General features: G+C 57.7%; 16 protein-coding genes and 1 tRNA gene. 9 read left to right on the top strand and 8 right to left on the bottom strand.

Annotated features, from left to right (window positions below):
• Positions 1-31 precede the first annotated feature (31 nt).
• Positions 32-2,050, bottom strand: a complete 2,019-nt coding sequence (locus KP702_RS15185; protein ID WP_215769322.1) for an NAD(+) synthase — start codon at positions 2,048-2,050, stop codon at positions 32-34.
• 163 nt (positions 2,051-2,213) lie between these two features.
• Between KP702_RS15185 and KP702_RS15180 the strand changes: the two genes are divergently transcribed.
• A complete protein-coding gene (locus KP702_RS15180; RefSeq protein WP_046900350.1) occupies positions 2,214-2,387 on the top strand; it encodes a DUF1328 domain-containing protein in 174 nt (57 codons plus the stop codon).
• Between the two features lie 6 nt (positions 2,388-2,393).
• Here KP702_RS15180 and KP702_RS15175 read toward each other — a convergent pair whose 3' ends face one another.
• The 6 genes from KP702_RS15175 to mlaD are packed head-to-tail and all read right to left on the bottom strand — an operon-like array spanning position 2,394 to position 6,432.
• Positions 2,394-2,909, bottom strand: a complete 516-nt coding sequence (locus KP702_RS15175; protein WP_215769321.1) for a disulfide bond formation protein B — start codon at positions 2,907-2,909, stop codon at positions 2,394-2,396.
• The gene (locus KP702_RS15170) at positions 2,906-4,243 is read right to left on the bottom strand and encodes a trehalose-6-phosphate synthase (protein ID WP_215769320.1); all 1,338 of its coding nucleotides are present in this window, start codon (positions 4,241-4,243) and stop codon (positions 2,906-2,908) included. The genes KP702_RS15175 and KP702_RS15170 overlap by 4 nt, the downstream gene beginning before the upstream one ends.
• Positions 4,231-4,953 carry a trehalose-phosphatase gene (otsB, locus tag KP702_RS15165; RefSeq protein WP_046900353.1) on the bottom strand — a complete coding sequence of 241 codons (723 nt, stop codon included), beginning with the start codon at positions 4,951-4,953 and terminating at the stop codon, positions 4,231-4,233. The genes KP702_RS15170 and otsB overlap by 13 nt, the downstream gene beginning before the upstream one ends.
• 50 nt (positions 4,954-5,003) lie before the next feature.
• The gene (locus KP702_RS15160; protein ID WP_215769319.1) at positions 5,004-5,678 is read right to left on the bottom strand and encodes a DUF2155 domain-containing protein; all 675 of its coding nucleotides are present in this window, start codon (positions 5,676-5,678) and stop codon (positions 5,004-5,006) included.
• Positions 5,679-5,680: 2 nt separating this feature from the next.
• On the bottom strand, positions 5,681-5,902 hold the full coding sequence (locus KP702_RS15155) for a hypothetical protein (protein WP_046900355.1): 222 nt from the start codon (positions 5,900-5,902) through the stop codon (positions 5,681-5,683).
• Positions 5,899-6,432, bottom strand: a complete 534-nt coding sequence (gene mlaD, locus KP702_RS15150; protein WP_207204216.1) for an outer membrane lipid asymmetry maintenance protein MlaD — start codon at positions 6,430-6,432, stop codon at positions 5,899-5,901. The genes KP702_RS15155 and mlaD overlap by 4 nt, the downstream gene beginning before the upstream one ends.
• A gap of 194 nt (positions 6,433-6,626) precedes the next feature.
• Here mlaD and KP702_RS15145 point away from each other — a divergent pair, with 194 nt between their 5' ends.
• The 8 genes from KP702_RS15145 to KP702_RS15110 all read left to right on the top strand — a co-directional run bounded on the left by KP702_RS15145 (position 6,627) and on the right by KP702_RS15110 (position 13,219).
• Positions 6,627-8,141, top strand: a complete 1,515-nt coding sequence (locus KP702_RS15145; RefSeq protein ID WP_202206834.1) for a vitamin B12-dependent ribonucleotide reductase — start codon at positions 6,627-6,629, stop codon at positions 8,139-8,141.
• A gap of 145 nt (positions 8,142-8,286) precedes the next feature.
• Positions 8,287-8,655: an AtpZ/AtpI family protein gene (locus tag KP702_RS15140; protein ID WP_086634744.1), complete on the top strand. Its 369-nt coding sequence runs from the start codon at positions 8,287-8,289 to the stop codon at positions 8,653-8,655.
• On the top strand, positions 8,633-9,382 hold the full coding sequence (locus KP702_RS15135; RefSeq protein WP_046900946.1) for a F0F1 ATP synthase subunit A: 750 nt from the start codon (positions 8,633-8,635) through the stop codon (positions 9,380-9,382). Before KP702_RS15140 ends, KP702_RS15135 begins: the two co-directional genes overlap by 23 nt.
• A gap of 46 nt (positions 9,383-9,428) precedes the next feature.
• Positions 9,429-9,653, top strand: coding sequence for an ATP synthase subunit C family protein (locus KP702_RS15130; RefSeq protein ID WP_007284348.1), 225 nt, complete (start codon positions 9,429-9,431; stop codon positions 9,651-9,653).
• A gap of 8 nt (positions 9,654-9,661) precedes the next feature.
• The gene (locus KP702_RS15125) at positions 9,662-10,222 is read left to right on the top strand and encodes an ATP synthase F0 subunit B' (protein ID WP_046900359.1); all 561 of its coding nucleotides are present in this window, start codon (positions 9,662-9,664) and stop codon (positions 10,220-10,222) included.
• A 10-nt stretch (positions 10,223-10,232) separates the two neighbouring features.
• Positions 10,233-10,733: an ATP synthase subunit B gene (locus KP702_RS15120; protein ID WP_046900360.1), complete on the top strand. Its 501-nt coding sequence runs from the start codon at positions 10,233-10,235 to the stop codon at positions 10,731-10,733.
• Between the two features lie 4 nt (positions 10,734-10,737).
• Positions 10,738-11,490, top strand: a complete 753-nt coding sequence (locus KP702_RS15115; RefSeq protein WP_202206835.1) for a glycosyltransferase family 2 protein — start codon at positions 10,738-10,740, stop codon at positions 11,488-11,490.
• 76 nt (positions 11,491-11,566) lie between these two features.
• Positions 11,567-13,219 (top strand): glycosyltransferase family 39 protein, encoded by a 1,653-nt coding sequence (locus KP702_RS15110; RefSeq protein ID WP_215769318.1) that lies wholly within the window; start codon positions 11,567-11,569, stop codon positions 13,217-13,219.
• Positions 13,220-13,235: 16 nt separating this feature from the next.
• On the opposite strand, the gene KP702_RS15105 is transcribed toward KP702_RS15110, so the two are convergent.
• Positions 13,236-13,311, bottom strand: a tRNA-Ala gene (locus KP702_RS15105).
• Positions 13,312-13,336: the final 25 nt, after the last annotated feature.

Genomic DNA, 13,336 nt, shown 5'->3' with positions numbered 1-13,336 from the left:
GGAACCCCCAACCCCTCAAAAGTTTGAAAGTTCACATAGCCGTGTTCTGTTTAAGCTCTTCCAGCCATGCTCGTGCGTTACCATCGGACGGTGCCCTCCAGTCTCCACGCGGAGAAAGAGAGCCGCCAGCAACGATTTTCGGCCCATTTGGCATGGCCGAGCGCTTGAATTGACTGGTGGCAAAAAACCGGTGAATAAAGATCCTCAACCAGTGACAGATCTCTTCCAGATCATAGGATTTCCGCCGATCTTCGGGGAAATGCATTGGCCAGGAACCTGTTGTAACACTTCCCCACGCCTTTTCTGCCAAAAAGGCGATACGTGATGGGCGAAATCCATATCTAAGCACATAGAAAAGCGTGAAATCCTGCAAGGCATACGGGCCAATCATCTGCTCCGTACTCTGAATTCCCTGCCCCACATCCGGGACGAGTTCCGGGGAGATTTCAGCATTGACGATCTTCTCCAGAACGTCTGGTGCACCACCTTCCAGCCCCCCTTCCCGAACCAACCAGCGAATCACATGCTGGATCAGCGTCTTCGGCATTCCAGCATTCACATTGTAGTGAGACATCTGATCCCCGACACCATAGGTGCACCACCCCAGCGCCAGTTCGGAAAGGTCACCCGTCCCGATGACAATGCCGTTTCGATGATTGGCCAGACGGAAAAGAAAGTCTGTCCTCAGTCCTGCCTGCACATTCTCGAAGGTAATGTCATGAACCGGCTTGCCCTCTGCATAAGGATGACCAATGCCCGCCAGCATAGTCTCGGCCGCAGGCCGAATATCGAGTTCATTGGTTTCTACACCCAGCGCTGACATGAGCGCATGAGCAAGCCCACGGCTTTCACTACCGGTGGCAAATCCGGGCATCGTGTAAGCAAGAACATGCGTCCGGGGCCAGCCAAGCTCATCCGCAGCTCTGACAGCGACCAGCAGCGCCAGCGTACTATCAAGGCCGCCGGAAACACCAATGACAGCACGCTGGGCACCACTCGCCTGCAACCGCTGACGAAGCGCGCTTACCTGAATGGTCCAAGCTTCATAGCAATCCCGAGCCAGTGTTTTCGGATCAGAAGGAACAAACGGGAATCTTGCAACGTCGCGCTTTAACCCAAGGTCTTCCAGTGGGGCAGACAACGCGAACCCAATGGTTCTGAAACGGTCACGCCCGACACCAAACTGACCCGTCCGCAAGCGCTCCTGCCGGAGAAGATCAAGATCCACATCCGCCACCACCAGCCGCTCTCCCTGAGGAAAGCGATCTGACTGCGCGAGAAGACGGCCATTCTCGTGAATGGAAACCTGACCATCCCATGCCAGATCAGTGGTGGATTCCCCTTCCCCAGCCGCTGCATAAGCATAGGCTGTCAAAGTCCGCATGGATTGCGCCTGGCACAGCAGAGAACGGTCATCTGTACGGCCAATTGTGACTGGCGACGCAGAAGGGTTGAGAACAACACTTGCCCCCGCCTGAGCCAGCATTCCGCTCGGAGGGTTGGCCACCCACAAATCTTCACAAATCTCGACACCCAGCGTCAGACCCGGCAGATCATGCGCTTCAAACAGAAGGTCCGCGCCAAACGGAACCTCAGCGCCACCAATCCGCACCAGTCCAGACGTTCCCAAGCCAGACGTGAACTGTCTGGGCTCATAAAACTCCCGGTATCGCGGAAGATAGGACTTGGGAACAACACCCAGAATACGCCCGCGATGAATGACTGCTGCACAATTATAGAGCAGCTCCCCCCGACAAAGCGGCAGCCCGACCACAGCAACACTCATCAGGTCAGCCGTCTGCCTGGCGAGCCATTCAAGGGCAGTTCGGGCACCATCCAGCACCACATCCTGAAACCGCAGATCATCAAGCGTGTAGCCAGTCAGCCCAAGCTCCGGAAAAACAACCGTAGCAACACGCTGGCGGTCACAGTCCTTCAGAACCTCAAGAACCCTCTCCGCATTGGCTTTTGGCTCGGCCAGAGAAACGGGAAGCGTACAGGCCGCAATCCGGGCAAAACCCTGATGATACAGTGAGCGGAATCTGGTCATGGTGCCTCTCTCAGACCCAGGCGACCCGGAAAGCGGGCGTCACGTTTTAATGTGTTCAACGATACAGCCATTACGAAATTGAACCGGAGCGTCTTTGTCCCGTTCTGCCTTGCTCACCCCGTTTCTCCAACTGGAGGAACATCATGACCCAGGAGACTTACCAATGGATCTGCTTCGCTGGACGGTTGTCTTCCTCATCCTTGCCCTGTGCGCCGCCGTGCTTGGGTTCGGTGGGATTTCGGCAGATTTCGCCTATATCGGCAAGATCCTGTTCTTCATCTTCCTCGTACTGCTGATCATCAGCCTGATCTTCGGTCGCGGTCGCCCGAGACTCTGACAGGTTTCAGCCTCGGGAGCGCAGCATGCGCACGCTTCCGAGGCTGGCCACCACAAAAATGACCACAGCATACAAACCACCCGTTTCCGTCATGGAAATCGGAAGGCCGAATAGATAATCAGGCGAATCACAGGGCTTGTTTGGCCGAGCGGGCATCGCTGCCATCCAGTCCTTGAAGCTGCCACCATGGAAAACCGGCGCGCGACATTCGGGAGCCGGACTTGGCCAGAACTTATGTTCAACGCCTGCATGCAGAACCGCCAACCCGATACTGACAGCAAGGCACAGTAGCCCCGCGAAGACGGAGTATCGTGCGTAACGTTGCGGCAAAAGCAACGTCAGAACGCCAATCCCGACCAGAACGCGCCAGGGCCTCCTCTCCCACAGACACAGTTCGCACGGCGCCAGCAGAAGCCGATGCTCCGCAAACCATGCCGTCCCGAGCGCCAAAACCCCAGCTAGAACGAACAGCCCTCCCAATATCCTGGTCATATCGGGCTGCTTCGTTCCGGTCAGAGTCATGTGCGAGAGGCCTCCAGGCTATCTAGAAACTGCTTGGCCCAGCTTCCCGCTGTGTTGCGAGAGACTTCGCCGTAAAGTGCGGACCATGCCTCATGACGGGTCTGCACGTCCATGGTGAGTGCCGCATGAAGTGCATCTGCCATCCCCTCAGCGTCCAGAGGATTGACCTGAAGCGCCTCTGGCATCTCAGGTGCTGCACCAGCGAACCGTGACAGAACCAACACGCCCGGATCCTTAGAATCCTGAGCCGCGATAAACTCTTTGGCGACAAGATTCATGCCATCGCGCAACGGTGTGATGTAGCCGACATCGGACACCCGATAGAGCCCCGCCAGAACATTCCGGGAAATTGGCCAGGTCGTATAACGGATCGGCACCCAGTCCGGCGTGCCATATGCCCCGTTGATCGTTCCCACCAGGCCATCAAGCTCTTCCTTCAGAAGCCGATAGCTTTCCACGCCCGTCCGGGAGACAGGCGTGATCTGTAAGAACGTCACCTTGCCGCGATATTCCGGATAGTTTTTCAGGAGCATTTCATACCCCCGCATCCGCTCAGGCAGACCTTTGGAATAATCCAGCCGATCCACACCAATAATCAGGCGCTTTCCAACCAGACTGTCCACAATCTGCTCCACGTCTTCCGTAGATGCACTTTCAATAGCCTGCTGCCGGAAACGGATCGGATCAATCCCGATCGGCACAGCCTCTACTTCTGCCTTGAGACCATATTCCGCGAAACAGCCCCGGAGATTTTGGGCATCTTCCGGTGTCTGCACGCCGATCCGGTCACAGCCCGCCAGCCCCTTCAGTAGGCGCTGCAACTGAGGCAGGAGACGAGCAACACTCCAAGGTGGAAAAGGAATATGCAGGAAAAAGCCAATCCGGCCCGTGACCCCTCTGTCCCGCAGCATCTCAGCCAGCGGGAACAGATGATAATCATGAATCCAGATCGTATCGTCCTCTTTCAGAAGAGGAACCAGACGATCGGCAAAGGCGGCATTGGCTTCGTAATAAGCCTCGCAATCTTCACGCGTGTAACGGATCAGCTGGGTTCTGTAGTGGCATAACGGCCAGAGAACGCCATTGGAAAAGTTCAGATAGAACCTGTCATATTGCCGGGGCGTCATATCAAATGTGGCATAAGTCACATTCCCAGCACGGTCCTCCATGACAGGCCGGTCCAGTGCATCGTCGCACTGTTCTCCGGACCAGCCGAACCAGAGGCTGTCCCGTGTCTGAACAGCATCATACAACCCAACAGTCAGACCACCCGCAGGCTGCGTCCGTTCTCCGGGCGCTGGTGTACGATTGGAAACAACTATCAGGCGCCCCATCCATGCCCCTCCGATAAATCGTGCAGCCACCGGCGGAACGTGACTGCATCAGGAAAATCATCCGGAATGAGCCAGCCAGCACCACCCATCTGGCGCGCAGCCCTCACTCCGTCCATGTCTGTAACGTCATCCCCGACAAAGAGTGGCAAGCGACCGCGAAAAGGATTTTCAGACATCAACTCCCGCACGGCTCCTCCCTTGTCCACGCCCAACGGACGAAGCTCGATAGCCATGTGAGCGTCCTGCAGACGGAAACCGCCAGCTTCCGGTGACCATTGCTCCGTCAACGCCCGAAATGCCGTTTCAGCCTCCGGCGCCTGACGATAGTGCAGGACCATTCCAGCCTTCTTGCGTTCCACGCTCGCACCGGGATGCAAAGAGACAATATCTTCCGCCTTCTGCAGCCAGTCAGCTGGCACAGAGGGGAGAGCAGGATGGGTGATGTCTTTTTCAGGTGAGGTCCGCACGGCCACTCCATGCTCCCCCGCTACGGCATGAGGAATGCCGGGCAAAAAATGGTCGATCTGGGCGATCGGTCGGCCAGTCACGATAGCCAGCGCTCCGCCGAGCATATCTTTCAGGCGGAGGAGATCGTCTGCCAGTCCCGGAGGAACAACCACACTTTCAGGAGTAGGAGCGATATCGACCAGTGTTCCGTCGAAATCCAGCAGGATTGCAGCTTTGGAAGGCGGAAAAGGAATCTGGATCATGAGTAGGCTTCTCTTTCCAGTTTCAGGGGTACCCCCGCTCCGCCCACTCCTTATTCCAGGCCGGGATCGGCTGCGGGAGGAGGCAAGGACGGTCCGGCTGATGCCGGTGGTGCGGGAGGCACAAGAGACTGCGCACCCCCAGAGGGCGGCGCGAGAGGAATCGGTGCGTGGCTGTCTGGCGCCAGCGGAACCGCTCCTCCTTCAGATGATGATGAAGAGCCGGACTGATCGGTCCCCCCTTCATCTTCCGTTGCTGTCGTACCGGCTAGTTGAGGCGCTTTTATGACGGGCAGCGGTCCAGCGTCCGGCGCAACACGATCTCCCGTGCACGCCACAACACGCACATCATAAAGCGAACTGCCATAAGTCCCGAGAGATGGCTCATTCTGCAACATCCATCCGTCGAAGGGTGGTCGAGCCGAATCTCCCGAATCACGCAGGTGCAGCAATGCACCAGAGTCAGCCGGCAATGTTTCCGGACGACTGACACACGCCTCAACCGCCACCGAAAGCGTTCGGTAGGAGGCATTTGCGCCCACCGGGATTGTCAGCGTTTCAATATGGGCATCAAGCCGATCCAGAACACGAATGACAGCTTGTGTCCGTCCCTGCCAGGTATTAGCCGGGTACATCGCCGGGGGGGCAACCCCTACAGCAGCAAACGCCGATGACGTTACAGACAGAGCCAGAAGAGCCGCACCGGCAAGCAGAAACCGATTGGTCATGATCAGGCGTTTCCTTGGGATTTCGGGTCCACGAGATCGGCAAGCATGGCGATGAAGGACTGGCGCATGGCATCTGGGGAAACACCCATCAGAATACCGTCCTCGAACGCATCCTGCAGGGTCTGACGCAATTCGGCATCATTTTCTCTCAGCACGCGCACTTTCTCGACGCAGGCTACTGGCTGCCCATCACGATCCAGCCAGGGAAAATCCTCGGAACTCACGGCTCGTCTGACAGGCCACCAGCAGGCTTCTGGGGCTTTTGAGCCTTCTGAAGCGTATCCGTGACCGAAAAGATGAATTTGCTCAGAAGCTGCTCAAGACTGATAGACCCCTGCGTCTCCGTCAGCGCCCCGCCAGCCTTGATAAGAGCGTCAGCGCCACCCGGTGATAGCGCAATGTACTTTCCGCCCAACAGACTGTCAGACGTGACAATCGCGGCAGAATCCGTTGGCAGCTTCACGTCCGGCGACAGTGTGAACGTCACCTGCGCCTGAAAAGTCTTCGGATCCACGACCTCAGACATCACATGGCCGACGGTAATTCCAGCCAGACGCACATCTGATCCGACATTCAGACCATCAATCTGGCTGAAAGACGCATGAACCTGGTAGCCACCATCATCATGACGATGGTGACCCAGCATCGCCAGAACCAGCATCCCGACCAGAAAGACCAGCACCAGAAACCCAGCCAGAAGCTCAAGCCGATCGTGGCGAGCTGCGGCAGGCGCTGTTCCCGTGGCTGCGCTCATGACATCACCTTCGAAAAAATCATTTTCCTGCACTAGCGGACTCCATCGCCGCAGTCCAACCCTCCCTTTGGAAACAGAGATTATCAGCTTGGGAAAATGTTATCCCCCATATCCCCATGTTCCCACCCATTAACCCGGTCAAAAGGCACGTTTTCCCGCTTCCGGGCCACCGGAACGCAGCGTAGATTCGCAGCATGACAGCCCGTCTTCATTGGACCGGCGTTCGCATGAGAACGCTTCGGGTCACCACCGATCCGGACGACAGCGCCACGCGCTCCGTCACCCTTCCGGCCGCCTGGGAGGATGATGCCGCGCAGGCACTGGCCCAGATCACGCAAAATGGTGGCCCCATCCGCCTTTCGACGGAAGCGGCACGCTGGGTTGACACAATTGATGCGTGTCCGCCTCTCCCCGGGACGCCAGCCAATGCCCCCTCTCCTGCCCGGAGCCTGTCTTATCTTCTGCTGATGCGTCAGCTCGCCCCCAACATTGCCCTGTGGGAACGTCACCCGGACGAAATTCCAGGTTTTGTTGTGCGACTGTCTGGCTTTGTTCAGGAGGACGGTTTCGCACCAGAGCATTTCGTGGCCTGCCTGAAGCTGGCCTGCGATTCCCTGCGTCGACTTCACGCAGCAACACGCGTGGAGCGAACAGGTGAGCTGCCGCTCTTTGACATGCCCGCTGATCCGTCAGAAGAACCCGCAGGCATTATCCTGCTAACGGACCTGGACGCTTGCCTCGCATCCATGGGGCTCGACTATGACAGTGATGCAGGACGAGAGGCCGCCAGAGCCATTGCAGCACTGGCCACGAGCATCGCACATGCAGGCACAAATCTCTCGCTCCCGACCATTCCAGCCTGCGCATCCCTGCCGGGGCTACGCGCTCTCGCGGCAGAGGCCTGCGCGGCCATGGAAGGTCAGCATCTTTCCCCGGTGGAAACGGGATTTTCTGGACCCGGGCCTGTCGACGCACTTCTAGGTGTTGAATCCTGTGGGTTGGCGCCGGTCTTTTCGCCCCTGCGAAGCGATGGACATCTCCGCGCCTCGACCCTTGCCAGACTGGCTTACAGAGGCCTGACACCCGAATCCGCCCTTGCCATGGCTCTTGCTGGTGAAGCTCCCCTTCCTCCGACAAGGCCGGAAGCCCATGCCGCCATGCATAAGGCCATGGAACGCTCCGTCGATTTCCTTCCGGAGTTGCCAGAACCCGAACTGGCGAATCTGCGTGCCAGACTGGAACGTGGTGCTCGGCGTCAGCTTCCAATGCGTCAAACCGGCTTCACTCAGCGCACTGCTGTCGGCGGCCACAGTCTCTTCATGCGCACGAGCGAGTTTGAAGACGGCACCCTGGGTGAAGTCAGCATCATCCCGACCCGAGAAACGCCAATGGCCCGGGGTTTAATGGATTGTCTCGGGCAGGCTGTCAGCATCGGTCTTCAGTTTGGTGCCCCGCTGGACGCTTTTGTCGAACGATTCGCTTATACCCGCTTCGGGCCTGCAGGCACGGTCGAAGGTGATCCGGGCGCTGCCTACGCATCGTCGATGCTCGATTACGCCTTCCGAACACTTTCGGAGGCTTATCTCGGTCAGCACATGCCAGACGCACCACAGATCGAACCCAACGCGGAAGATACATCTCCTATGTTGCCGTTCGATCATTCGTCGGGCGATACACCCCGCGGTCGACGCCTCAGACTGGTGAGTTGATGAAAATATGGCGTCTTCCGACGTCTGCGCTGCTGGAATACATTGACAGCCTGCGGACACGTCGGTAGCTAGCGCCTGCGCTGAGAAGGAATCCGGTCATTGTGCCCGGTGGACAGGATGCGCACAGGGTAAGGGATCAGACAGCGTGGGACACGCCCCTTCCGACGAGGATGACAGCTTTGATGTGCGCCTGAAGCGCGCAAGCAAAAAGCTTGATCCCCACGCGGAAGAGTTTTCCACAAAGTCCTCCGATGGAGATGCGGGTTCTATCGCATCTTTCGGGGTTGCGATCCGGGTCGGAACGGAGCTCGTAGCCGGTCTGGCGGTTGGTGTGGCATTAGGCTACGCTCTTGACCGCTGGCTGGGTTACAGGGTTCTTTTCCTTCTGATTTTTGCCCTGCTAGGTTTTGGTGCCGGCATGATGAATGTCTGGCGGGTTTTGAATGGGCCGGGCATGGTGCCCGAGCTGAAAGATGACGGGAGAAGCCAGCGTGGCAGCCGGATCGACGATTGACGCGCTCGGACAGTTCGAGCTCCATCCGGTTCTCGGATCTCTGGGCGAAGCTCTGCGGTTCTCACAGTCTCCACTGTTCATGCTGATCGCCGTTGTGCTGGTGCTCGCATTCCTCTTTATCGGAATGCGCCCAGCCTCCGTCGTTCCTGGCCGTCTTCAGGCCGCAGCCGAAATTGGTTACGACTTCATTCATGACCTTGCCATCGGCACGATGGGTGAAGAAGGCGCTGCTTTCTTCCCGTTCGTGTTCGCTCTGTTCTTCTTCATTCTCGCCGGCAATTACCTCGGCCTGCTTCCCTTCTCCTTCACCTATACAAGCCATATCGCAGTGACACTTGCGCTGGCCGTAACGGTGTTCGTGATCTCGATCCTCGCTTCCCTGCGCTTTCAGGGCCTGGGTTTCTTCAAGCACTTCATGCCAGCTGGCGCCCCTGTGTGGCTGTCGCCGCTGCTCGTGCCGATCGAGATTCTTTCTTTTCTTTCTCGCCCCGTCAGCCTGTCGATCCGTCTGTTCGCCAATATGGTGGCCGGTCACGTTCTGCTCGAGGTGTTTGCCGGCTTCACAATCATGCTCGCCGGTCTGGGCTTCTTCGGTCATATCCTGGCCGTTGCCCCGATCGCGATCAACATTGCGCTGACGGCTCTGGAATTGCTGGTGGGTGTGCTTCAGGCATACGTTTTCGCCATTCTCACCTGCATCTATCTGCGCGAGGCCGTCGCTCACTGAGCGCGGTTTTGCACAACCCCTGTATCGACCCTAAAGGAACCTGACCATGGACGTTCAAGCCGCTCGTGACATCGGCGCCGGTATTGCAGTAATCGCCCTCGCAGGCGTCGGCATCGGCCTCGGCAACATCTTCTCGACGCTCGTGAGCTCCATCGCTCGCAACCCGGCTTCCCGCCCGCACGTTTTCGGCCTCGGCATGCTCGGCTTCGCGCTGACGGAAGCCGTTGCTCTGTTCGCGCTGCTGATCGCCTTCCTGATCCTGTTCGCCTGAGGTCGAACATGCACCGCACGCCACGTCTTTTCCTGTTCGCCGCTCCGCTGGCGGCTGTGCCGGGCCGAGCTGTGGCTGCGGGCATGCCGCAGCTGAACGTCCATGATCCGCTGCTGATCGGACAGGTCGCCTGGGGAGCCGTCATTTTTGCCGGCTTCTATGTCGTCCTTAGCCGTTCCGCTCTGCCGCGGATCGAGCGCGTGCTGTCGAACCGACGCACCCGCATCCAGAATGACCTCGATATTGCCCGCCGTGCGAAAGCCGAGTCCGACCGCGCAAGCGCCGAACTCCTGAGCACCCGCCATGAAGCGGCCGCACAGGCCCGGGCCAATGTAGAGCGCATCCAGAATGAGGCTCGCCTCAGCGCTGAAACGCATGCACGGGAAACCGCAAAGCGTCTCGAAGCTGAAGTCGCAAACGCCGAAGCCCGGATTGCCCAGTCCCGCGAGCAGGCTCTTTCCAGCCTCCCCGCGATTGCCACTGGCACCGCTCAGAACCTGGTTTCCCGTCTGATCGGGGAACAGGATGAACAGACTGTCGCCAGCGCCGTGAAACGCGTCAGCGCCTAAGGAGACGACGATGTTCCAAGAACCCCGTTTCTGGACTGCTCTGGCATTTGTCCTCTTCTTCGTGATCTTTGGTCGCAAGCTCTGGGCCGTCATCACGAGCCATCTTGATGCCCGTGCAGAAGGCGTTCGCCGCGATCTGGACGAGGCAGCCCGTCTCCGGCGTGAGGCAGAGCAGATGCTCGAAGATGCGACCCGCGAGCGTGAGAAGACGCTGGCAGAAACGCAGGCCATGATTGCCCGCTCAGAGACGGAAGCTGCTGCTCTGGCAGAACGCGCCCGTCACGAAGCAGAAGCAGCGGCCGGCCGTTACGAGAAGATGGCGCACGACCGGATTGAAGCCGCAGAGCGCGCTGCAATCCGTGAAGTTCAAGAGCGCGCAACAGCCATTGCCATCTCGGCAGCTCGCGATGTTGTGGCCTCCCGTCTTTCCGAAAGCCCGGACGTTGCTGCTAAGCTGATTGAGCAGAGCATTCAGAACCTTCCGGAAGCGCTGCGCCGTTCTGCGGCCTGAGCTTATGACATCCGTCCGCCCATCCCCGACACCCGTGACTCTCTCCATTGTCATGGCTGTCCTGAATGAGGCGGACAATATTCTTCCTGTCTGTCAGGAGCTCGCAGGAGTTCTTGGTCGACTCCCTGAAAATACTGAAATCCTTGCCATTGATGATGGCAGCACGGATGCAACCGTCGAGAAGCTTCTTGAAGCACGACGTCAGTATCTTCCAAGCCTCAGAATCATCAGTCACCCACGTCGTCTTGGAAAGTCCGCAGCTCTAAGAACTGGAGCGACGGCGGCCTACGGCGAATGGATGGCAACCATAGACGGCGATGGCCAGGACGACCCTTCCTCCATCATCCGTATGCTCGAACTGGCGCGTAACACCAACTCTAAGCCACCCTTGGTGGTAGGAGTTCGTCGTAAGCGAAATGACCGTCTTTCACGACGCATTGCCACAAAGCTGGCCAACGGCTTACGCCGCCGCCTCCTAAATGATGGTTGCCCGGACACCGGGGCGCCTCTCAAGCTTTTCTCTCGCGAGATGTTCCTGCGTATTCCGCAGTTTGAGGGTGTACATCGCTTTCTACCGGCCCTCCTTGGACACTATGGCGCCCCGCTGATCTGCCATGAAGTTCAGCACCGTGCTCGTCTGCACGGCTCATCAAAATATACCAACTTCAATCGGGCTCTTGTTGGCATCCGTGATCTTCTGGGTGTCATGTGGCTGCAAAACCGAACCCACCTGCCCGATCGTCTGACCGAACACTGATCCATCCTTTAACGAGGATGGCCTTTCAGACACTTTCCGGCCACCATTCTCTGATGGACCGGAACGGAGCCTCTGCATGAAACTGACATTCCGGCATTATGCCCTCCTCGGGCTAGTGACCTTTCTGCTTGCCTTGCCGGGACGCATGACATTGCCCCCGCTGGATCGTGACGAACCACGTTATATGGAAGCGTCAGAGCAGATGCTCACGTCCGGAAATTTCGTAGACGTCCGCTTTCAGGACAAGCCACGCTATTTGCAGCCGGCTGGCATCTACTGGCTTGAAGCCTCTTCTGCAAAAATTGCGGAAGAACTCTTTGGCTCAGACGTTCTTCGAAAAACCTGGCCCTATCGCATTCCAAGCCTCATAGCCGCCGCCCTTATCATCCCCCTGACAGCCTGGATGGGAAGCGCACTTTTCGGGGCGGTCACCGGTCTGATGGCTGCGGGCCTCCTGATGGTTTCGACGCTCTTTGTCGCCGAAAGCCATATGGCGACAATCGATACAGTCCTACTCCTGGATATCATGTGCTTTGAAGCAATGCTTCTGAAGGCATTTCTCGATCGTCAGAAGAACAGTCCGACATCCGTCTGGGTTGCCTGTGGTTACTGGCTGGCGTTGGGCGTCGGCCTAATGCTCAAGGGCCCTGTTGTTCTCATTCCAGGCTTTTGTACCCCACTGGCCCTATGGGCTGTCGAACGTGATCGAGAATGGTGGTCCAGACTGCGTCCACGCTGGGGTTGGCTGCTCATGCTTGCCGTAGTCGTTCCGTGGTGTGTCGCGATTGATGTTGTCAGTCATGGGGACTTCTTTTCACGCGCCATTGGCCGTAACTTTCTGGGAAAAGTGGCACATGGCCAGGAAGCTCACGGCCTGCCACCAGGGTTCCATCTTATTGTTTTTGCGCTGGCATTCTGGCCTGGATCTTTTTTTGCTGCTTTGGCAATTCCTTCAGTCTGGAAAAATCGCAAACTGCCGCAGGTCCGGTTTTTGCTGAGCTGGATTATCCCGCACTGGCTGGTCTTTGAACTAATCGCCACGAAGCTTCCGCATTACGTGCTCCCAACATATCCGGCCATTGCAATCCTGACTGCCGCGGCTCTAACGATCTGGGGTCGTCCAGCTCTTTCCAAATGGAGCAAAATCGCCCTCGGACTTTACGGCGTTATATGGGGGATAGTCGGCTTGGCGTTCTGCTTCGCTGGCACGGTCGTGCTGTATAAAATGGAGCACATGTTTTCGATCCGTGAAGGCCTGGCTCTCTGTGGAGCACTACCTCTCATGGGAGGAGGAATTCTTCTCCTGATGCGCAATCATCGGCAGCAGGCTGCATTCTGCGCGATGGGAGCCGCTGTCATTGCACAAGCCGGCCTCTTCCTGGCTGTCATCCCAAACCTTCAAACCATTCGACTGGCTCCACGAGTGGCGGCACTTTTTGAAGACGTAAAACCGTGCGCTCAGACTGTACTCGTCTCGACGTCCTATTCCGAGCCAAGCCTTGTTTTCCTCGTAGGTGAACACACGCAGTTGATCGGCCCGGCAGCAGCAGCAGCTTACCTCCAACAGAACCCTCGCTGCACCCTTGCTCTCGTAGACCGCAAGGACGAAAAGATTTTTCGTGATGCCCTTAACCGGACGGACCTCAGCGTCGTGGAATATGGACGTATCCAAGGCCTGAACTACTCAAATGGCCATCATCTTGACTTAGGCCTGTTTGCACCGGACTGAATTTCTGGAATTACCATGGTGGAGCTGAGGGGAATCGAACCCCTGACCTCCTCATTGCGAACGAGGCGCTCTCCCAACTGAGCTACAGCCCCATGGCACTTTTGATAGTTCCCATCA

It is taken from the genome of Gluconobacter sp. P5B12 (assembly GCF_018812035.1).
Lineage (GTDB): Bacteria > Pseudomonadota > Alphaproteobacteria > Acetobacterales > Acetobacteraceae > Gluconobacter.
This window is presented reverse-complemented; position numbering and strand designations above follow the sequence as displayed.